The 20,303-nt window shown below is 44.2% G+C and carries 20 protein-coding genes; 16 read left to right on the forward strand and 4 right to left on the reverse strand.

Features of this window, described 5'->3' with window-relative positions:
• The 16 genes from AB5542_RS15320 to AB5542_RS15395 all read left to right on the forward strand — a co-directional run.
• Positions 1–2,440 (forward strand): metallopeptidase TldD-related protein (locus AB5542_RS15320; protein ID WP_368243179.1); only part of this gene is annotated, 2,440 nt, incomplete at its 5' end.
• A gap of 85 nt (positions 2,441–2,525) precedes the next feature.
• On the forward strand, positions 2,526–3,617 hold the full coding sequence (locus tag AB5542_RS15325; RefSeq protein ID WP_270543457.1) for a redoxin family protein: 1,092 nt from the start codon (positions 2,526–2,528) through the stop codon (positions 3,615–3,617).
• Between the two features lie 88 nt (positions 3,618–3,705).
• Positions 3,706–4,470: a hypothetical protein gene (locus AB5542_RS15330; RefSeq protein WP_270543456.1), complete on the forward strand. Its 765-nt coding sequence runs from the start codon at positions 3,706–3,708 to the stop codon at positions 4,468–4,470.
• A gap of 39 nt (positions 4,471–4,509) precedes the next feature.
• Positions 4,510–5,151 (forward strand): hypothetical protein, encoded by a 642-nt coding sequence (locus tag AB5542_RS15335; RefSeq protein ID WP_270543455.1) that lies wholly within the window; start codon positions 4,510–4,512, stop codon positions 5,149–5,151.
• A gap of 222 nt (positions 5,152–5,373) precedes the next feature.
• Positions 5,374–6,084: a hypothetical protein gene (locus AB5542_RS15340; RefSeq protein WP_270543454.1), complete on the forward strand. Its 711-nt coding sequence runs from the start codon at positions 5,374–5,376 to the stop codon at positions 6,082–6,084.
• Between the two features lie 271 nt (positions 6,085–6,355).
• Positions 6,356–6,991, forward strand: a complete 636-nt coding sequence (locus AB5542_RS15345) for a hypothetical protein (protein WP_270543453.1) — start codon at positions 6,356–6,358, stop codon at positions 6,989–6,991.
• A gap of 93 nt (positions 6,992–7,084) precedes the next feature.
• On the forward strand, positions 7,085–7,372 hold the full coding sequence (locus AB5542_RS15350; RefSeq protein WP_270543452.1) for a hypothetical protein: 288 nt from the start codon (positions 7,085–7,087) through the stop codon (positions 7,370–7,372).
• Positions 7,373–7,506: 134 nt separating this feature from the next.
• A complete protein-coding gene (locus tag AB5542_RS15355; protein WP_087419070.1) occupies positions 7,507–7,908 on the forward strand; it encodes a LytR/AlgR family response regulator transcription factor in 402 nt (133 codons plus the stop codon).
• 162 nt (positions 7,909–8,070) lie between these two features.
• Positions 8,071–9,549: an ATP-binding protein gene (locus AB5542_RS15360; protein ID WP_270543450.1), complete on the forward strand. Its 1,479-nt coding sequence runs from the start codon at positions 8,071–8,073 to the stop codon at positions 9,547–9,549.
• A gap of 620 nt (positions 9,550–10,169) precedes the next feature.
• Positions 10,170–10,790: a DUF6266 family protein gene (locus AB5542_RS15365; protein WP_087419068.1), complete on the forward strand. Its 621-nt coding sequence runs from the start codon at positions 10,170–10,172 to the stop codon at positions 10,788–10,790.
• A gap of 244 nt (positions 10,791–11,034) precedes the next feature.
• The gene (locus AB5542_RS15370) at positions 11,035–11,334 is read left to right on the forward strand and encodes a MerR family transcriptional regulator (RefSeq protein ID WP_270543449.1); all 300 of its coding nucleotides are present in this window, start codon (positions 11,035–11,037) and stop codon (positions 11,332–11,334) included.
• Positions 11,298–11,696 (forward strand): 3TM-type holin, encoded by a 399-nt coding sequence (locus AB5542_RS15375; protein WP_270543448.1) that lies wholly within the window; start codon positions 11,298–11,300, stop codon positions 11,694–11,696. The genes AB5542_RS15370 and AB5542_RS15375 overlap by 37 nt, the downstream gene beginning before the upstream one ends.
• 56 nt (positions 11,697–11,752) lie before the next feature.
• Complete coding sequence (locus AB5542_RS15380) at positions 11,753–12,361, forward strand: N-acetylmuramoyl-L-alanine amidase (protein WP_270543447.1); 609 nt, start codon at positions 11,753–11,755, stop codon at positions 12,359–12,361.
• A gap of 85 nt (positions 12,362–12,446) precedes the next feature.
• Complete coding sequence (locus AB5542_RS15385) at positions 12,447–13,076, forward strand: hypothetical protein (RefSeq protein WP_270543446.1); 630 nt, start codon at positions 12,447–12,449, stop codon at positions 13,074–13,076.
• A 124-nt stretch (positions 13,077–13,200) separates the two neighbouring features.
• A complete protein-coding gene (locus AB5542_RS15390; protein ID WP_158571875.1) occupies positions 13,201–13,365 on the forward strand; it encodes a hypothetical protein in 165 nt (54 codons plus the stop codon).
• A 398-nt stretch (positions 13,366–13,763) separates the two neighbouring features.
• Complete coding sequence (locus tag AB5542_RS15395) at positions 13,764–14,570, forward strand: nitrilase-related carbon-nitrogen hydrolase (protein WP_270543445.1); 807 nt, start codon at positions 13,764–13,766, stop codon at positions 14,568–14,570.
• 77 nt (positions 14,571–14,647) lie between these two features.
• Here the strand turns inward: AB5542_RS15395 and lepA are convergent, their stop codons facing one another.
• The 4 genes from lepA to AB5542_RS15415 all read right to left on the reverse strand — a co-directional run bounded on the left by lepA (position 14,648) and on the right by AB5542_RS15415 (position 20,225).
• Positions 14,648–16,435, reverse strand: coding sequence for a translation elongation factor 4 (gene lepA / locus AB5542_RS15400; RefSeq protein ID WP_087419063.1), 1,788 nt, complete (start codon positions 16,433–16,435; stop codon positions 14,648–14,650).
• A gap of 73 nt (positions 16,436–16,508) precedes the next feature.
• Positions 16,509–17,678 carry an ATP-binding protein gene (locus AB5542_RS15405; protein WP_087419062.1) on the reverse strand — a complete coding sequence of 390 codons (1,170 nt, stop codon included), beginning with the start codon at positions 17,676–17,678 and terminating at the stop codon, positions 16,509–16,511.
• Positions 17,679–17,801: 123 nt separating this feature from the next.
• On the reverse strand, positions 17,802–18,863 hold the full coding sequence (gene pstS / locus AB5542_RS15410) for a phosphate ABC transporter substrate-binding protein PstS (protein ID WP_288215083.1): 1,062 nt from the start codon (positions 18,861–18,863) through the stop codon (positions 17,802–17,804).
• Between the two features lie 168 nt (positions 18,864–19,031).
• Positions 19,032–20,225 (reverse strand): uracil-xanthine permease family protein, encoded by a 1,194-nt coding sequence (locus tag AB5542_RS15415; protein WP_270543443.1) that lies wholly within the window; start codon positions 20,223–20,225, stop codon positions 19,032–19,034.
• Positions 20,226–20,303: the final 78 nt, after the last annotated feature.

Below are 20,303 nucleotides of genomic sequence, written 5' to 3' on the forward strand. Positions count from 1 at the left end.
GATCAAACGCTTGCTGGCGTTGCGCGATGCCCCGGTGGCCGATCCTTACACGGGTCCCGCCATCCTGTCCGGCCCTGCCAGTGGAGTGTTTTTTCACGAGATCTTTGGTCACCGTCTGGAAGGCCATCGCTTGAAATCGGGCGGTCAAACCTTCAAGAAGATGGTGGGAGAGCAAGTGCTGCCTGTTGAATTTCAAGTGTATTGCGCACCTTTGTTGGAACGCTATGCCGATACCGATTTATACGGTCATTACGTGTATGATGACGAGGGTGTGAAAGCTCGCCGGGTGGATAACGTGGTGAATGGCGTGTTGAAAGAGTTCTTGATGAGTCGGGTTCCGCTGGATGGTTTCCCGTCAAGTAACGGCCACGGTCGTACTTCCGGCGGGGGAGACCCCGTTTCCCGGCAATCCAACCTGATCATAGAGACCACTCACCCTTACACGGAGGATGAACTTCGGGCCATGTTGGTGGCAGAGGCTCAAAAACAGGGGAAAGAGTACGGTTACTATTTCCGGACCGTGACAAGCGGTTTCACGTACACGGGAGAGGGTGGAAGTCTGAACTCCTTCAACGTGACTCCCTTGGAAGTGTACCGGGTGTTCGTGGACGGTCGCCCGGATCAGTTGGTGCGGGGGGTGGATTTGATCGGAACCCCGTTATCCATGTTCTCCAATATCGCGGCTGCCGGAGACAAACCCAGCGTTTTCACGGGTGTTTGCGGTGCGGAGTCGGGATGGGTGCCCGTGACGGCATCCTCTCCCACGATATTCGTGAGTAAGATCGAAACGCAACGTCGGGCGCAGGCTCGTGATATTGCCCCGATCCTGCCTTCCCCGAAACCGGAGGTGGTGAAAGAGAATAATCCGGATGATGTTATTTTTGCCGCGATGCGCTCTGAACAGGAACGTAACAAGGCAGCTTTAGTTCTTCCTAACGGGCCGAAACCTTATTATATTTCGTACGCGATAGCCCGCTATCGTCATTTTCAAATGGCGGCCTCGTTGGGAGGATTAATGCTTTCGAACGTGTCCCCGTGGCAAATGAGTGGCGGCACGCAGGTGTTGCTTGGTGATTACCAGAGAAACAGTGACGTGCAGTATCAGGAACAGATTGCTCCCGCGCAATTACCTTCGGAGGTGGACTATGATGTGATCCGCCGCGGGTTGTGGGAATCGTCCGATATGATGTACAAGTACGCCTTGGGTATGATGGCGCAGAAAATGAATTACCTGCAACAGAACCCGCTTCCATCGGAAGAGGCGGCGTTGGCAGATATGCAACCGCTCCCGGCGGTTACCCGTGTACAAGAGCGTCCGGAGGCCTACAAGATTGATCAGAGTGTTTTGGAACGGCTCGTGACCGAGGTGTCTGCCGTGTTCAACGAGTACAAGGAGATTTATAATTCCAGCGTGGCGATCAACGGGCTGGAGGTGGATATGTATCGCCTGACGACGGAAGGGGTACAACTGAAAGAACCGGGTGGATACGTGAGTGTCACGGTTTCTGCGGAAGTCCGCGGTGACGACGGTTCGAACTTGGGGGATTCGTTCTCTCTTTCCCTGTTGAATCCGGCAGAGATTCCTTCAGTGGAGGAGCTGAAAGAGCGGGTGAAAGCGTTTGCCGAGGGATTGATGCAGTTGAAAGCGGCTCCTCCCGTGGCGGAATATTACAATGGCCCGATCCTGTTCGAGGGTGGTGCCGTGGCAACCATCTTAGCCAATAACTTGCTTTATCGCGGCGGGTTGATCGCGGCCCGTTCTCTCATGCCTATGGGGCGGGGATTGGCGGATCAGTTCGGCCAGAAGATTATGGACGAGCGCCTGACGGTGAAGAACTACACGAACAAGAAGGAATATAACGGGACCCCACTATACGGTTATTACGAGGTGGACGGGGACGGTGTCACGCCGGAAGCGGAAATGGTGCTGGTGGAAAAGGGCGTGTTCAAGAAAATGCTGAACGGACGGATCCCCGCATTGAAGGCTCCGGAAACTACGGGTAGTTCCCGTTTCATGATGTCACCGCAAAGCCCGACGTTAGTGACGGGTACGGGAACGATCCACGTGCAGGCGGAAAAGGGCATTGCTCACGAGAAGATGAAGAAGTTATTGATCAAGACGGCGAAAGCGGCCGGGCAATCTTGTGCCTACATCGTGAGAGGTATTTCCGGGTCGGCACTTGTCGTGTACCGGGTGGACTTGAAGGACGGGAAAGAGACTCGTGTCCGTACCACGGGTTTCCATATGCCGGAGCTGACAAAGTTGTTGAAGTTGGTTGCCATATCCTCGAAGGAAGAGGTGATGAACTACCTGCCGAACGCTTACCCAGCCTCGATGATTTATCCCGCGGGGATGATCGTGGACGGCATGGTGATCGAAAAGGCTAACCCGAAGACGGAGAAGGAACCGGCGTTGAAACTCCCAAGACAGCGGGATTAGAACATGAATATCGGAAGTGCTGAAAGTCCCGTTCGTTACGGCGGGCGGGCTTTCAGTCACTTCTCTACTACAAAAAGCGGAAAAGATGAAAAGGATTTTATTTACAGTATGTATGTTATTAGGTTGTGTCCTGTTCACGATGGCACAAGAGGATAGCTATAAGATTGAAGGGAAATTGGCTAACACGGTCAATGGTAAATTGCTGTTGGTGGCCAACACGGATAAGGGAATGCTTGACATTGGCGAGGCCACGGTTACGAATGGCGTGTTCGAGTTCACGGGCCGGATGCCGGAATTGACGTTGGTCTACCTGATGCCGGTGAAAAAGAATGCCGTGCTGGCTTCTTTCATGCTGGAAAACGCCAACTACACGATCACGATGGGCGCAAACGAATTGATCGTGGAGAGCGATGGGGAGGCGCAGAAAGTATGGAAAGAATTTTATGATTTGGATAAGTATCTGAAACAAAGTCAACAACAGTTGGATATGCAAGCCCGGGCAAATCCCCCGCAATTACAGAGATTGCAACAGGAGTTTAAAAAAATAGTGGCGAAAGTCGAGGCTGACGAGTTGGCTTTAATAAAGAAGCATAACGACTCTCCCGTGTCTGCATTTGTGATCGCTTCGAAGTTGCCGCAGAGCTTAGATGAGGTGAAATTGGCCGAACGTTACGATGCTCTAAGTGAAAAGGCGAAAGCAACTTCCTACGGCAAACAGATTGCAGCTGATCTGGAAATGATGAAAAAAGTCGCCGTGGGGGAAATCGCTCCCAACTTCAGCGCCCCGTTGGCGGATGGCGGTGTACTTTCACTGCACGAGACGAAAGCTAAAGTGAAAGTCGTTGATTTTTGGGCTTCTTGGTGTGGTCCCTGCCGGGCAGAGAACGTGAACTTGATAAAGATCTATAAGCGTTATCGCCCGAAAGGGTTGGAGATCATCAGTGTTTCCATTGATGATAACAGGCAGGCTTGGTTGTCGGCAATCGGTCAGGATGGCAGCGATTGGAAAAACGTGTCCGACTTGAAAGGCGGACAATCTGAGATTGCTACCGCGTATAGCGTGAAGGGAATTCCCTGCACCTTTATCCTCGATGGTGAAAACTGTATTGTGGCTAAAAATCTCCGGGGCAAAGACTTGGAGAAGAAGATCGACGAGATGCTGAAAAAGAAGAAATAGCAAGTGTGAGGAGTACGTTGAACCGGGACCGCCTCTAAACTCATCCAAGGGGCGGTCCTAATTTTAAAAACTAAATACATATAAACTTATGAAAACAAAATTATTTAGAGACATCGGTTATTTTGTATTCATTCTATTAGCACTTAGTAGTTGTGTTAATGAGATGGATATGGTAGAAGAAGAACAAGGGTTGGAAACGGGCATTAGCCGATCGTATCCAGCTGACACTTGGACAAAGTATCTCATAGATTACGAGGGATCTACACAAGACAAGTATGCTCTTGCTAAGGTCGAGAACTGTCTTGAAAATCTATATCGTTTTATCCCCGATATACAATATGTTATTGATAATTTAATAATGAGAGGGTTAAAAGTCCGCATAAAAGTGAGTAATGTTCCTGGAGGTTCAATGGAGTCTTGGTATAATCCTTCCTATCCTCCCGAAATCGGATTTAATGGAGAAATGAATATTACAATGGGGAGAGTGTTACACGAGTTATTGCACATGTTTTCTTTTAATACGTATGATTCATATCGAAAACAATTAGATCTTGCTTGTGAAGAGTATGAGATAAGAGTTTTAACAGATTTATATATGCGTCGTTATTTTAAGAGTTACAGACATGAATATCAAGGGGTGCGTTCGATAACTGATCGCGGAGCTTATCTAGCTTGGTTAGATGAAATTATTAATGATAGTGATTATAGCGTTGATAATTTTGTTCCTAAATTTAAAGAATTTGCGGCATCCTGCATGCCTAGTTTAGAGGATGAAAAAATACATTTTGTAGATATACTAGGATATAAACCGCTGTTGGTACGTACATTATGGTTTTATAAAGAAAATAAATAATAGGATTTTTAATTATATTCATCTAAAATAATAGGAAAAATGAAAAAAATAATTTTAACACTATACGTATGTTTATCATGTATCATGATAGCAAATGCAAGACAGGAAACCCCAAGTGTTGTAGATACCTTGGCTAAAAGAGTTATTAATGGTTTGGAAGTTATCCCGATAAGAAAGACCTATGAGGGGGGAACGATCTTTTGGAAATTACGTGTTTCCGATTTTGACTCGCATTTCCAGAAGTTTGAAAGTAAATACCCGGGGGAAATGGATTTCAGTATAGAATCCAGCGAAACGGCCGAGGTCATAGGTGAGTGGCAAGATCATGTTTGGGAAACAGCCGTTCCCGAAGCAATAAAAGCATTAGAAGGTTTTAATATCACGCTTTTTATTGACAAGGAAGGACAGGTATTCACGGCAGATTTTTCCATGAAGGATGAGGAATTTCAAAAGTTGAAAACACTTCCGGAGAACACGTTAAAGGATCTTTACCAGAATTTGATAAAAGAAAAATGTGAAACTATCAAAGACATCGAGTTTCACTATTTGGATTTGAACTCTGAATTTGGTAGAATCACCTCATGGGCAGCGTGTGGCTCGAAAGGGCTCGGGAAAGAATATATCACTATAGACCTATTTTGGTATGTTTATCACGTGCGGGGGATGCAGCAGAAAAAATAGATGAAAATACGGTAAAAGGAAAAATCAGTGAAGTAAATAATGAGTAATTAAATTGGGATCGCCTTTTGGATGAGTTTAGGGGCGGTCCTAATTTTAAAAACTAAATACATATAAGTTGATGAAATCAAAACTATTTAAAGACATCGGTTATTTGTTCTTCGCCCTGTTAGCACTTAGTAGTTAAGTCAACGAGGTGGATATTAATCTCAAAAACATGGAAAGATGAAAAAAATAATTTTAACACTATACGTATGTTTATCATGTATCATGATAGCAAATGCACGATGGTATTCAAGTGTTGTGGACACCTTGCCCAAAAGAGTTATTAACGGCTTGGAAGTTATTCCAGTAAAAGAAACCTATGACTCGGGAAACATTTTTTGGACATTGAGAGTCTCTGATTTTAAAGAATGCTTTCAGCGATTTGAAAGTAAATACCCGGGAGGAATTAATTATAATCTAAATTCCGATGAAGTGAACAAGGCTATTTATGATTGGGAAGATCAACTTTGGGAAATATTTCCTCCCGAGATAAAGGCTTTAGAAAGATTCAATCTTAAGCTTTTTGTTGATAAAAATGGACAAGTTTTCACCGTAGAATTTTCTATGCCGGACGAAGCGTTTCAGAAATTGGACGGATTCCCAAAGAACACATTAAAAAATTTTTACCACAAATTAATAAAGGAGAAATGTGAAGCTTTTAAAGAGGTAGATTTTTACGTGTTGGATCCAGATAGTGAAGGAGATAGAGAGATTCTTTTAGCAGTATGTGGTTCGTTTGGAAGTGGAAATGAGTACACGACCATTTTTTTGAATAAGACTGGTTATGATATGTTCGGTACATTTAGTCCATGGAGATTGCCGAAAGACGAGTTTAAAAGATTACTCAAAAAGAATGAGGCAGAGATGAACAGCCGGAAGCAAGACGAGTAAGTAAACGAGAGAGACGTATGGAATGAGGACCACCTTTTGGATGAGTTTAGGGGCGGTCCTAATTTTAAAAACTAAATACATATAAGCTGATGAAATCAAAACTATTTAAAGACATCGGTTATTTGTTCTTCATCCTGTTAGCACTTAGTAGTTAAGTCAACGAGATGGATATTAATCTCAAAAACACGAAAAGATGAAAAAAATAATTTTAACACTATACGTATGTTTATCATGTATCATGATAGCAAATGCACGATGAAATCCAAGTGTTGTGGATACGTTATCGAAAAGAGTCATTAGTGGCTTGGAAGTAATTCCAATAAGAACGACTTACGAGTCGGGAGGGGTTTATTGGAAATTGAGAGCCTCTGATTTCAAGGACTATTTTGTACGATTTGAAAGTAAATACCCGGGAGCAATTAATTACAATCTAAATTCTGATGAAGTGAACGAGGTTATTGCTGATTGGGAGGATGAAATTTGGGAGACAATAGTTCCTGCCGAGATAAAAGCTTTAGAAGAGTTTGATGTTGGGCTTTTTATTGATAAAGATGGACGAGTTTTCACGGCTGAATTTTCTATGCCGGATGAAACGTTTCAGAAATTAGAAAAACTCTCGAAAAACACACTGAAAAACCTTTACCGTAATTTGATAAAAGAAAGATGTAAAGCAATTAAGGAGGTAGATTTCCAAATTTTGGATACAGATAGTGATTTTGATAGGAGAATTCTTTTTGGAGTATGTGGTTCTTTGGGAAGTGGAAATGAGTACACAACCATTTTTTTAAATAAGACTTGTTATGATATGTTCGGTACATTTAGTACATGGAGATTGCCGAAAGACGAGTTTAATAGATTACTCAAAAAGTATGAGGCAGAGATGAACGGCCGGAAGCAAGACGAGTAAATAAGTAAACGAGAGAAACGTATGGAATGGGGACCGCCTTTTGGATGAGTTTAGGGGCGGTCCAATCTTTTATCTTTTAAAATTTGCGGTATGATGAAAAAATTGAAGTTTGTTCCATGGATATTTTTAGCTTGTTTTCGTGTTTTTGTCCCGATGGAAGTTTCCGGGCAAAGTATGGTACTTATCGAGAGGGATACTTTCCTGATGTATTCCAATCCTTTAAGGGCTGATTCAACCTTGGCGACCCAAGTGTACGATCGGGTGTATTCTCCTCCTTATATTCGGGATGCGTCAGCGTATTATGGGTGGTGGCGCTTGCAGGGGGATTCCTTATTTTTGGAGAAGATCGAAGATACCTATGGCACGATGCGTTCATTTTGATTTGGAATAGTTTTAAGTGACACGTTGACTTAGAAAATGTCTGTTTGGTCTTTTGTTTTCCGGGTTTATTCGCGAATGTCAATAATCGCTACAGCCGCCGGGGCAGATTTTACGAGGTGTAAAATCAATCATTTATGGAAAACAAAAAGACCAACACGTTAATACATTCAAGCGAACCCCGTTACGGCGAGGGACATATATTTCTTTGGTGGGAGAATTATTGCCGGCGGCTTTTGTACGCAGACATTCTTTATGTCGAGGGATCGGGCAGTTATAGCGAGTTTCACGCGATCGACGGGAGTCGAGTGACGATTTCTTATCGTTTGGGGGTGATGGAACGCTCTTTGCCGGACGATACGTTTATCCGGGTACACCAGAGTTTCATCTTGAACTGGCATTATATCGATACATTTGTAGGCAACAGCGTTAAAATCGGTGACCGATGGTTCCCGATCGGGCGGGCCTATCGTCCCCGCCTACTGCAGGTGCTACACTTCCCGGAACTTCCCCGGCAAAATAGTAAACAGGAGTTATAATTATCATCTTTAATCATCAATCGGCCTGGTGAATCGGCCATCGGCGGCTTTATTAGTGGATATTTTTGTAGTATATTATCCAATATAGTGAAATATAAGATCATTTTTTACTGCTTAGGATAGATAAAAATATTATATTTGTATTTATTCAAATAATTGAAAATGAATATAAATAATTTCGGTGTAATAAAATCGTTGATAACCGGTTTGGAAAGTTCTCAGATTGAATTTAAGGAAACTACAGGACAATTGGAACGTGGGATGGAAACAATTTGTGCCTTTCTCAATGGAGAAGGTGGTACAGTTCTATTTGGTGTTACTGATAAAGGGAAAGTTATCGGGCAAGATATAGCAGATAATACTAAAAGAAATATAGCAGAAGCTATTAATCGATTGGAACCATTGGCTGAAGTTCAGTTATCCTATGTGGCAATCCCTGGTAGTGATAAAAAGGTCACAGCACTTCATGTGGAGGATTCGAGATTTGAACGCCCTTTTACATATAAGGGCCGTCCTTATTATCGTGTAGAGAGTATGACAACCACGATGCCTCAATCTATATACAATGAATTTTTAATGTTTCGTGATGGTTCAAAATATCGTTGGGAGTTATTTGAGAATGGAGATATTTCTTTACAGGATATAGATGATAATGAAGTTTTAAAAACAGTACGACTTGGAATTGAGTGTGGTCGTTTGCCGGAAAATATAGGAAATAATATTCCTATGATTTTGGAAAAATTTGGCCTTATTAGGAATGGAATACTTAATCATGCAGCTGCTATTTTGTTTGCAAATAAAGAACTTGTAGAATATCCGCAATGTTTGTTAAGATTGGCGCGTTTTAGAGGAACGGATAAGATGGAATTTTTAGATAATCAGCGAATACAAGGTAATATTTTTAAATTACTTGATGCCGCAATGGCTTTTATATTCAAACATCTTTCTCTATCGGGTAAAATCGAGGGTTTAGAAAGAGAGGAACAATTGACTATTCCATATAAAGCGGTACGGGAGGGAATTATTAATAGCCTATGCCATAGACAATACCGTACGATTAGAGGATCTGTCGGAATTGCGATATATGATGATCGAGTGGAAATAGAGAATCCTGGGGTATTTCCTCCCGCTTGGGATTTGGAAAAAATGAAGTCAGAGCATCGTTCTGAACCACAAAATCCATTGATTGCCAATGTCCTTTATAAACGTAAATTACTGGAAAGTTGGGGGCGTGGTATTATTTTAATGATTGAAGAATGTAAAAAAGCTAATTTGCAGGAGCCAGAATATAAATCGGAAGATGGTTTTATTGTTCTTACATTTAGGTATGAACCAGTTGCAGGACAAGTAACAGGACAAGTAACAGGACAAGTAACAGGGCAAGTAATGGGACAAGTAACAGGACAAGTAAGGATGCTCGTGTCATGTTTGGATAGGCAAGAATTATCGGTGAAAGAGATTATGGAAGTATTGTCTTTGAGGGGGAGAGATAATTTTCTTAATGGGTATTTGAATCCTGCAATGAAGGATGGATTTGTGGAACAAACTCATCCTGAAAATTCTAGGCATAGAAATCAAAAGTATCGTTTAACCGAGAAAGGTCGATTGCTATTATCTTCTATTTCTAATATTTCAATGTAATGGTTCCAGTTTAATTGTCCAGACAGTGTTTAGATGAAAAGTTTAATAGAATTAGACGTATTAGGACTGCTGTATGACTATGAATTACGTAGTGTAACTTTATTTTGGACTTTGGCAAAAATTCTTTTGTAATAATCGCATCTAGATTATAATGTTTGGTTTTTTTTGATTGTTGGTATTTATAGCTTTATCTCTAGAAATTTCGTTTGGGTATCTTTTTAATCTAGGTATGTTACTTGATATTCTATCGGGCAATATCCATTCTTCTTCCGTTGAGAATCCAATGTAGTTAGGGATTAATGACGTATCATTTTCGAATCAAAGACGAATCAAAGACGTTCAGCGGGTGTCTTTGATGTGGGAGAAAGGGGAGATTGTCTCCTCTTTACCGGGGATGTTTTTCGGTTGTTCATTGCTTTGTTCTACGGTCTGTTTAGGGATTTTCTTTTATCGGGAGAGTTGTGTGTTCACGAGTGAGAGATTCGAATTTATGGCGAATATGAAACGAAAAAGGTTATTTGTGAAAACATCCTGTTGTCTGTGAATTAGAGTTTTATGTCGAAGATGCAGGCTCTATCTTTGCATCAGAAAACAAAGAAAACTTTAAAAACGAACGAGTGATGGCAATAACAGAAGAGAATATTCGAGGAAAGATCGGGAATTCGATTTTCTACCGAGTGGGATCGGTGACACGGGTGAGGAGTGTGGCGGCACGGTATGCGGATGCGAACACGTCAAAACAGCGGGAAAGCCGTTCCCGCTTGAGGGTGGCAATACGCTTTTACCACCGTTTGGCGGAGACGGAATTACGAAAGGTGTGGTATTTGGCAACAAAGGGAACGGGGAAAAGCGGGTATAATTTATTTTTGAAGTTGAACATGATGATTTTTAAGCCTGACGGGAAGATTGGGGATTTTGCCCGGTTGCAGTTGACGGTCGGTCGGTTACAAAAAGTGAATCATCTCGTGGTGCGTGTTGATGAGGGGGATGTGGTTTCTGTGGCGTGGGAACGGGAGGAAGATCTTCCTTCCGCGGGAAAAGAGGATAAGTTCATGGTTGCCGTGCTTTATGCCGATCGTTCGTTTTCCCCGGAGTTTGTCAAGACGAGCGGGGAGACTAGGGGTGACGGGAAAGCCACTTTCCGTTTGCAGCGTAAACGGGGAACGGCAGCCCATTTGTATTGTTTCTTTCGGGAAAAGGATGGGAAGGCTTATTCGCCGAGCCAACACGTGAGAATTTAATGATTTTAGATTTATGATTTTAGATTCCAGCTGCACGGGGCCTTACTGATTTTAGATTTTAAATTTTAGATTTAAAAATTCAGGGATTGGGTGATTTCCGGTTGAAGGATTACTTTATGAACCTTATAAACTTTCGAACTTTATAAACTAACAAAAGACGAGGCGTTTAGCTGTTCCGGGCGTGTCGTTACGAGGGAGATGCGGGCGAGGATAAAAGGGAACGGGTAACTTTAATAATAAAAACATGGCAAAAAGAGAGACAAGTAAAAGAGAAGAAACGGCAAACGTGTCCGTGCAAGTACTTGAGGAGTTAAGAAAATTACGGGAAGAGGTTTGCCTGGCGATCGAGGCGGCATCAAACGCTTCCTACAGGTTGATGGATGCCGAGGAGTTGTGCCGGGCTATGCAAATATCCAGGCAAACATTACGGCGTTACGAGAAACAACTCCTTATCCCGGAGAGGAAGGTGGGTAACAAGAAGTTTTACCTCGCGGCAGAGGTGAAGAATTGTATCGTCACGGCTTTACGACTTTGGAAGGAGTGAAGAGCGTGGTCGTGGCGGTTGGCGAGGTGATCGACCGCCTGACGCTCCCGGCGAGGGAGAAGCGACAACTGGAAGTGGACCTGCTGGGATTGCTGGCAGAACACGAGAAAGAGATGGCCCGCTCTCGCTCGGCAGCCGTGGTGGAGGAGGCCCGGGGAAACTGGTTGCAGCGATCGTGGCGGCCGCTGGTGATGCTAGTGTTCGCCTTGATCGTCCTCGTGGGGACGTTCACGACGCTGCCTATCCTTTCCGATACTTCCCGCTTTTGGGATTTGCTGGAAATCGGCCTGGGCGGTTACGTGGTGGGGCGGAGTGGGGAAAAAATGGCGGAGGCGATTTTTAAGGTAAAAGCTAAAAAGTAAAAACTAAAAGTTGGAAAAAGTAAAAGGTAAAAACTTGATTAATTAAATTTTTATTCATGGGAATTTCAATTTTCAATTCTCCATTTTCAATTGTCAACCATCGTTTGATGGGTGGCGGGGTGGTTCACCTGGTGAGCGCGAAGAACACCCGGCGTTTGGAGGGGCCGGACATGATCGTGCTGCACTACACGGCGGGAACGAGTGCCGAGAGTTCCGCGCTTTTCCTGACCCGCCCGGACGTTTCGGCCTCGGCTCACGTGGTGATCGGTCGGGAGGGAGAGGTGTTCCAGCTGGTTCCTTTCAACATCGAGGCGTGGCACGCGGGGAAGAGCTGGTACGCCGGGCGTGGCGGGTTGAACCGTTACTCGATCGGGATAGAGCTGGATAACCTCGGGAAACTCCGGTTCTCGGGCGGGTTGTTTATCGCGGAGTGCGGGCGAGTGGTACCGCCGGAGGAGGTTTACACGGACTGTTCCGGTGATCGCCCGATGTACTGGCATCGCTACACGGCAAGGCAGGTCCGGGTGTTACGGGAGATCTGTACCCTACTGGAAGAGACCTACCCGATCCGTGACGTGGTGGGTCACTCGGCGATCACGCCGAGAAAGATCGACCCGGGTCCGGCGTTGGAATTCGCCTTTAGCGAATTTCAAGATAGGAACTAAAAATTTACCTTCTTGGGGCAGGGCCCGCCCCGGGCATGTAAAGTTCATTTTCAATTTTCAATTTTTAATTTTCAATTGTAAAGTTATGGCAGAATTTAACTCGTATTTACTGGGAAAAGCAAGAAAATCAGTGGGAAACATCACGTTGTGTTACACGAGAGGGAAGAACATCGCCAAGGCGAAGGTGTTTTCCCGGAAGGACAACCCGACGCCGGAGATCCTGGCCCAACGGGCGAGAATGAAAGCGCTGGTACAGTTATCCCGGCAGTTGTTACCGGTGATCCGGAAAGGCTTTGCCGGGATCGGTAAAGGTTCGGCGGCGAACGCTTTCGTGAAGGTGAATATGTCCCGGGTATCGGTGGACGAGGCGAACGTGGCGACGGTGGATCTCGACCGTTTGCTTTGTGCTTCCGGGATGTTGTACCCGCCGAAAGTGGAAGTGACTTACTCGGAAGAGAACAAGATGTATTCTTTCATGCAGGAGATGCAGGACGAGGAGAACGGTTACGCCTTCAGCGACGATCAGGTGTATGCGGTGTTATACGAGAGCGTGCTTGGGCGAGCCCGTCTAGTGACGTTGCGAGTCCGTGGGGAGAACGGTAACACGAGCTACGCTCTCCCGGAGGAGTGGAGTCACGAGAACGTGAAACTGTATTGTTTCGCCACGTTGAAGAACGGGAAGAGCGCTTCGGATAGCTGGGTGATGACGCTGTAAATTTTATGGTTCCTGATCGAGTGATTTCGCGAGAGGAACGAGTTCTCACGTCTCTGGCATCGGATCCATGCCGGGGACGTGAATCCCATTTTAAATTCTAAACTTTAAATTTTAAATTATCAAAATGGGTAATTATTTTTTGATCGGTATGTTTTCGACGTTGAGTTTTAACGCCGTGTTGTCGCAGATGGCGGACAACTTGTTGGCAGGAGTTTTCAGTATCGTTGGTGGGGTGATTAGTTCGCTGGCGGTGGCGTGGGTGAAACGACGGTGGGAGAGGAGGGGATAGGGAGCTGTCCAAAAAAGTCTTATCCAGTATCTATAAACTACCCCCTCCAGCTCCCCCTTACACAGGGGGAGGGCTGATTACCAAGCGGTTTCTCCCCCTGTGTAAGGGGGAGTTAGAGGGGGTAGTTGTTTAAAATAGACTTTTGGCAGCCCCCTCACTTTTGGGATATTAAATGTTTTATTATATATTGATTTCCAGTTATAAATATATTAAATTGTTTCAAAACCTAAGCAAGTTGACCTTATTTTTGTTGCAAAACCTAGGCAAGTTGATTTTGTATGTACCAGTATTGCAAAGCGGGGAAAGTTGTGATTTTTTGGGTATTTACCTAACCGTGTAATTTTTCAATAATCTAGGAAAGAATCAAAAATTTTGAGTAAATTCGCCTAAATAATCTTATGAAAATGAAAGTATTTGGCGGGATGTTATGTTTCCTGTTTGTTTTATCCTTAAACGTGAAGGCGCAGGATTCGGTGAGGGTGGCGCTTGTACAGGCGCACTTGATATGGGGGGATGTGAAGTCCAATCTATGGGCTTTTGATAAGCGGGTGCCTTTGTGTAAGGGGGCCGATGTGATTGTATTTCCGGAGCTTTTCACTTCCGGATGTGAGATGAAGAAACGGGATAAAGAAGAGGCAATGCGTTCGAAAGATGAGGTGGCTTCCTATTACCCGACAGTGATCAAGCGGATGAAGAAATGGGCGAGGCGCTCCGGGGCATTGGTGATCGGTTCCACGATTTACAAAGAGAATGGGAAATATTATAACCGGTTATTGGCTGTTTATCCGGATGGGAAATACGAATATTACGACAAGCATAATTGTTTTAAAAAAGGTAGTTTCTCGCCCGGAGACCGTCATCTGACACTGGAATGGAAAGGGATACGTTTCTCAACTTATATCTGTTATGATTTGCGCTTTCCGGAGTGGAGTAGGAATCAGGGCGAATATGATGTTGCCATTTACATTGCGAATTGGCCGGAATCCCGACGGGACGATTGGAATCAACTTCTACGGGAACGGGCTTTCGAGAACGAGGCGTATGTCGTGGCCGTTAATTGTGCCGGGACAGACTTAACAGGACTTGTTTACCGGGGAGAGAGTTGCGTGATCGCTCCCGACGGGGAAGTAAGGGCGAAATGCAGGGATTATTGGGATGATGTCGTGGTTCATAAAGTTTGTAAGGTTCATAAGGTTATAAAGTAGCTTAAGGGGCATACAAATAAAGCGTCCTTGGGGGACGCTTACTTTATAAACTTTACAGACCTTACAAACTTTATGAACTAATCCAATTTCAGCACGGCAAGGAATGCTTTTTGCGGGACCTCGACGTTACCGATTTGTTTCATTCGTTTCTTTCCTTTTTTCTGTTTTTCCAGTAGTTTACGTTTACGGGAAATATCACCACCGTAACATTTTGCGGTTACATCCTTGCGAACGGCTTTGATGGTTTCGCGGGAAATAATCTTCGCACCGATGGCAGCTTGGATTGCAATGTCGAATTGCTGACGGGGAATCAGTTCTTTTAATTTCTCGCAAATGCGTTTCCCGAAAGAATAAGCGTTATCAAAGTGGATTAAAGCAGAGAGGGCATCCACGGATTCGCCATTCAGCAGTATATCCAATTTCACAAGATTTGCCCGACGATAACCGATCTGGAAATAGTCAAAAGAGGCGTAACCTTTCGTGATACTTTTCAATTTGTCGTAGAAGTCAAACACGATTTCAGCCAGTGGCATCTCGTAGTTCAACTCGATCCGGTTTCCTGTCAGGTAGTGTTGTTTTATCAGTACACCTCGCTTGCCGAGACAGAGGGTCATGATCTGACCGATGTAGTCGGTGGGCGTGATGATCTGTGCTTTTATATAAGGCTCCTCGATATAGTCCATTACCGTGGGAGAGGGCATATCGGAGGGGTTGTGCATTTCGAAAACTTCACCTTTCGTGGTGTGGGCGATGTACATAACGTTGGGAACGGTGGTGATCACGTTCATGTCGAACTCCCGATCCAGACGTTCCTGCACGATTTCCATATGGAGCATTCCGAGGAACCCGCAGCGGAATCCAAATCCAAGGGCGGCTGAAGATTCCGGCTCGAAGGTCAGGGAGGCATCGTTTAGCTGTAATTTCTCGATGGAGGTACGCAGGTCCTCGTAATCCTCCGAATCAATCGGGTAGATTCCGGCAAAGACCATGGGTTTTACTTCCTCGAATCCCTCGATGGCGGCGGCGCATGGACGTTCCACGTGCGTGATCGTATCCCCGACTTTTACCTCGGATGAAGTTTTAATACCGGAAATAATGTAGCCCACATCTCCCGTTTTCAGTTCGTTGCGGGGTTCTTGTTCTAGCCGTAATACTCCAATTTCATCTGCATCGTATTCCTTGCCCGTACTCACGAATTTCACGATGTCACCTTTTTTCAGACTACCGTTCATGATACGGCAATAGGTGATGATTCCGCGGAAAGAGTTAAATTCCGAGTCGAACACCAAAGCCTGAAGTGGTGCGTCGGGATCACCCGTAGGTGCGGGAATTCGTTCTACAACCGCTTCCAGTATTTTATCCACGCCCAAACCGGTTTTTCCACTGGCTTCAATAATATCATCCCGCTCGCATCCGATCAGTTCTTCAATCTGGTCCTTCACTTCCTCAGGCATGGCATTGGGCATATCCATCTTGTTCAAAACGGGAATGATTTCCAAGTTATTGTCAATGGCAAGATAAAGGTTCGAGATGGTTTGTGCTTGAATACCTTGCGTGGCATCGACAATCAGTAGCGCACCCTCGCAGGCAGCAATGGAACGTGATACCTCGTACGAGAAGTCCACGTGTCCCGGGGTGTCTATCAAGTTTAGAACATATTTCTCTCCCTTGTAATGATAATCCATCTGTATCGCATGACTCTTGATCGTGATGCCTCGCTCTCGTTCCAGATCCATATCGTCAAGCACCTGTGCTTGTAAATCTTTCCCTACTACAGTTCCGGTCGTTTCTAGTAAACGGTCGGCAAGTGTACTCTTACCGTGGTCAATATGTGCGATTATACAGAAATTCCTAATGTTCTTCATCTACGAAATTTTAGATTTAAGTTGCAAAAATATGGATAAAGCGGAAAATTTCAAACGAAAAGGAACTGTTTGTTTAATAATTCATTCCGAAATGCCAGAGCGGGATAATATTGGCATATCCACTTTCGATGTCATCTTTTACAATATATCCTTTTGGGAGACCTTCTATTTGTTTTTGTCCTTTGTTTTTCCCTCCTATTTCAAATGTTCTTTCTCCTATCTGAAAATCTGAAATTTTTGAGGATGTGATTTCTTGTTTCACACGCATCTGGTTGTAAAAGAATGTTTCACGAATGTTTCCTATATTTGGACTTTCTCGTCCTAAAGCATAAATGAGGTTCGTATTATCTATATATATTTTTTCTACTTTGCCTAATCCCCTGATACCCCCTGTATCATCACGAAGTTGAGCTATCATGCCTGCTTTTTCAATGTAAAGTAGGTAATCGGCTAAATAATTCCGACTTACACCAATCATATCTGCCAGTTTTTGTAAGACTGGCTTAAATGGAACACTTTGAGAAATGATCATTAGAAGTTGTTTTAATTTGCGTCCAGTGGAGACATTCATGTTTGCATATTGTGGGATATCGATCTCCATGGTCTGGTTTATCACTTGGTCCAATTCAATCTCGAAAGTTTTGTCTTTACCAAACGGGTAATAGCCTTGCTGAAGGTACTCTATGAAGAGGGGGAGAGGATGCGTTATTTGGGGTATTTCTACTTTGTGTTCTAATATTTCATCTATTGTATAAACAGGAATATTCATGTGATGAAACATGTTTAAATATTCGCGGAAAGAGAGGCCTTGCATATCGTAGATAGGAGCTCGTCGGCTTAGGTCTGCAGTTCCTTTATAGATGTCTAGAATGGATGATCCGGTAAATCGTATCTGCACATCTGGATAGGTGTCGTATATTTGTTTTAATTCACGTGACCAATTAGGGTATTTATGTATTTCGTCGATAAACAAGTGTTTCCCTCCTTGTTTACTAAATTTGTCTGTTAGATCGATCAAAGAATTCTCTGTAAAATATATGTTGTCTGCTGAAACATACAACGTATCTTTCGGGTGTAGGTTTTGTTTAATATGTTGGAGAAACATTGTTGTTTTACCAATACCCCGTGGACCAACAAGTCCTAACATATGGCTGTCCCAATTAATTTCGGCATATTTATAGCGAATAAAATCGGTGTTTGTAATTTTTAATAGTTTGTTGAAACTTTCGTAAAGTTTATCCATGATTAGTATGTATTTCTGCAAATATACGCAAATTGCACTATAAAAGTGCAGAAAATTGCTGTTTTCTGCACTTTTATAGTGCAATTTGGAGTTTGTAGTTTTTTGAATAATGTGTATACTTGATTATTTCAACACGGGTTGCCCGTTGTAAGTGACTGATTTTAGTAACGCTTTTGCATTTTTTACTGCCTTTTCCGGGAGCGGGGAGTAGTTTACTTTTGTGGTTAAGGCTTGGGCCTCTGCGTCCAGCATCCAGTTCAATAGTTTCAATGTCTCTTCGGCTTGAGCTTGATTTCTATCGGCATAGGCTTGCTCTTTGTATAAGATGATCCATGTGAAACAACTGATCGGGTATGCATCCGGGGCGGCCGAGTTGGTGATCATTGTACGGGTATCGGCGGGCATATCTCCTTTCGCCGCGGCTGAGATGCTTTCCGTGTTTGGGGTAATAAAGTTACCGGCCGCATTTTTCATCTGGGCGAATTGGATTTTCATGGCAAAAGCATATTCGGAACCCACGTAACCGATGGACCCTTCAGTTTGACTGATTACTCCGGCAACGCCCGGGTTACCTTTAGCGGCCATACCTACTGGCCATTTTAATGATTTTCCGGTTCCGATCTTCTCGGCCCATTCCGGGCTTACTTTGGTCATGTAGTCACTGAACACGAAAGTGGTTCCGCTACCATCTGAACGATAGACAGGACTCATGGCTTTGTCGGGTAAGTTCACGCCGGGATTGATGGCTGCAATACGGCTGTCGTTCCATTTGGTGATTTTGCCCAAGTAAATATCGGCGATAATGTCCCCGGTTAGTTTCAAGTTGTCTACTCCCGGAAGGTTGTACGCCAACACCACGGCTCCCATGCACGTCGGGATGTGAACCACGGCCGCGGGCATTTCGCTCATTTCTTTGTCGGACAGATAGGCATCGGACCCCCCGAAATCCACGATTTTGTCTTTCAGGCTACGAATACCGCCACCACTACCGATGCCTCCGTAGGTAATGGAATTACCTGTTTTATCTTGATAGGTTTTGAATGCAAGGTTATAGAAAGGAAGAGGGAAGGTTGCCCCTGCTCCGGAGATAGATACTTTTTTAGCGGGACCGTTCACGTCATTTGTCGCGTTGCTGCTAAAAATAACAGCTAACATAAGAACTGTGGTTAAAAGTAAGTTTTTCATTTTCTATTCATTTAAATAAATTGTTTTCTTTCTTTTTTGCGATTGCAAGTTCCGCTGATTATGTGAATCTAATGTTTCAAAACAGTTATTTTTTTGTTACGCGGTAGGGCATAAAGGGGTGGTGGATATGTTGATCCACAAGAGATGAGTGACGTTTGGAAGCCTGTATTATGCTTTGGATTCTTTTGTCGGTAATATCAAGTTTAAGATGACACCCAATAAGGCGGCAAGGCCTATGCCGGACATGGAGAAATTACCCCATTCGAAGGCCGCCCCTCCAATACCGAAGGTTAGGATGAGAGAGACGATAATCATGTTGCGGGTGTTGGAAAGGTCAACCTTGTTCTGTATTAGGTTACTCATTCCCAAAGAGGCAATTGTTCCGAATAAGAGTAGCATGATCCCTCCCAAAACAGAGGCTGGGATGGATTTTAACAAAGCACTGATTTTACCGAAAACCGAGAAGACGATCCCCGTCACGGCAGCAATTCGAATCACGGCAGGGCTTGTCACCTTTGTTAAAGACACGGCCCCGGTAACTTCGGAATACGTGGTTACGGGAGGGCCACCGATTAACCCGGCGAAAACACAGGCAAGACCGTCACCCAGTAGTGTACGGTGTAATCCGGGGTTTTTCACGAAATCCTTACCGGCAACACTGTTCACCGCGTAGACATCCCCGATGTGTTCGATTACGGGGGCAATGGCCACGGGAACCATATAGATAATGGCAGCCCAAGAGAAATCGGGTGTCACGAATTGAGGAAGGGCAAACCAAGCGGCTTCTTTGATCGGGGCGGTGTCCACGTTATAGAAAAAAAGTGCCACGAGATATCCGACAATGATTCCGCAGAATATAGGGATTAATTTTAACAGCCCCCGGCCTTTCAGAGAGACAACGACAGCCGTGATCAGGGAGATAAGGGCCAATACCCAGTTTTCGCTTGCCATTTTTACCCCGGAGCCGGCGAGGGAAAGCCCGATTAATATGATTACCGGACCGATCACGATGGGGGGAAATAGTTTCTTGATAAAGTCGGTTCCCCGTAATTTTACCAACAAGCTCATAAGCCCGTAGACCGCACCCACGGCGACCATCCCGGAAAGGGCTCCTGCCATACCGTACAATTCACTGGCTTTGATGATTGGGGCGATGAATGCGAAACTACTTCCTAAGAAGATGGGAACGATACCTTTCGTGACAAGATGGAAAATTAATGTTCCGATTCCCGCAGTAAGAAGTGCTGTTGACGGGTCCAATCCTACAAGTAAGGGAACGAGTACAGTCGAACCGAAGGCGACGAAAAGAAATTGTACCCCGATAACTCCTTTTTGGAAGGCAGAAAGATGATTCGCATCCATGATTATGTATATTCTGATGATTTGACAAACTGAACAAAGGTAGTTATTTGGCGGGGATTTTCAAAAAAAGCCTTACTT

It is taken from the genome of Butyricimonas sp. RTP31003st1_G1_RTP31003_210430 (assembly GCF_040920905.1).
GTDB lineage: Bacteria > Bacteroidota > Bacteroidia > Bacteroidales > Marinifilaceae > Butyricimonas > Butyricimonas paravirosa.

Bases quoted from the DNA above. Each gene is read 5' to 3' on its own strand.
- AB5542_RS15325 (WP_270543457.1), top strand. From the start codon at position 2,526: ATGAAAAGGATTTTATTTACAGTATGTATGTTATTAGGTTGTGTCCTG.
- AB5542_RS15330 (WP_270543456.1), top strand. From the start codon at position 3,706: ATGAAAACAAAATTATTTAGAGACATCGGTTATTTTGTATTCATTCTA.
- AB5542_RS15335 (WP_270543455.1), top strand. From the start codon at position 4,510: ATGAAAAAAATAATTTTAACACTATACGTATGTTTATCATGTATCATG.
- AB5542_RS15340 (WP_270543454.1), top strand. From the start codon at position 5,374: ATGAAAAAAATAATTTTAACACTATACGTATGTTTATCATGTATCATG.
- AB5542_RS15350 (WP_270543452.1), top strand. From the start codon at position 7,085: ATGAAAAAATTGAAGTTTGTTCCATGGATATTTTTAGCTTGTTTTCGT.
- AB5542_RS15355 (WP_087419070.1), top strand. From the start codon at position 7,507: ATGGAAAACAAAAAGACCAACACGTTAATACATTCAAGCGAACCCCGT.
- AB5542_RS15360 (WP_270543450.1), top strand. From the start codon at position 8,071: ATGAATATAAATAATTTCGGTGTAATAAAATCGTTGATAACCGGTTTG.
- AB5542_RS15365 (WP_087419068.1), top strand. From the start codon at position 10,170: ATGGCAATAACAGAAGAGAATATTCGAGGAAAGATCGGGAATTCGATT.
- AB5542_RS15370 (WP_270543449.1), top strand. From the start codon at position 11,035: ATGGCAAAAAGAGAGACAAGTAAAAGAGAAGAAACGGCAAACGTGTCC.
- AB5542_RS15380 (WP_270543447.1), top strand. From the start codon at position 11,753: ATGGGAATTTCAATTTTCAATTCTCCATTTTCAATTGTCAACCATCGT.
- AB5542_RS15385 (WP_270543446.1), top strand. From the start codon at position 12,447: ATGGCAGAATTTAACTCGTATTTACTGGGAAAAGCAAGAAAATCAGTG.
- AB5542_RS15390 (WP_158571875.1), top strand. From the start codon at position 13,201: ATGGGTAATTATTTTTTGATCGGTATGTTTTCGACGTTGAGTTTTAAC.
- AB5542_RS15395 (WP_270543445.1), top strand. From the start codon at position 13,764: ATGAAAATGAAAGTATTTGGCGGGATGTTATGTTTCCTGTTTGTTTTA.
- lepA (WP_087419063.1), bottom strand. From the start codon at position 16,435: ATGAAGAACATTAGGAATTTCTGTATAATCGCACATATTGACCACGGT.
- AB5542_RS15405 (WP_087419062.1), bottom strand. From the start codon at position 17,678: ATGGATAAACTTTACGAAAGTTTCAACAAACTATTAAAAATTACAAAC.
- pstS (WP_288215083.1), bottom strand. From the start codon at position 18,863: ATGAAAAACTTACTTTTAACCACAGTTCTTATGTTAGCTGTTATTTTT.
- AB5542_RS15415 (WP_270543443.1), bottom strand. From the start codon at position 20,225: ATGGATGCGAATCATCTTTCTGCCTTCCAAAAAGGAGTTATCGGGGTA.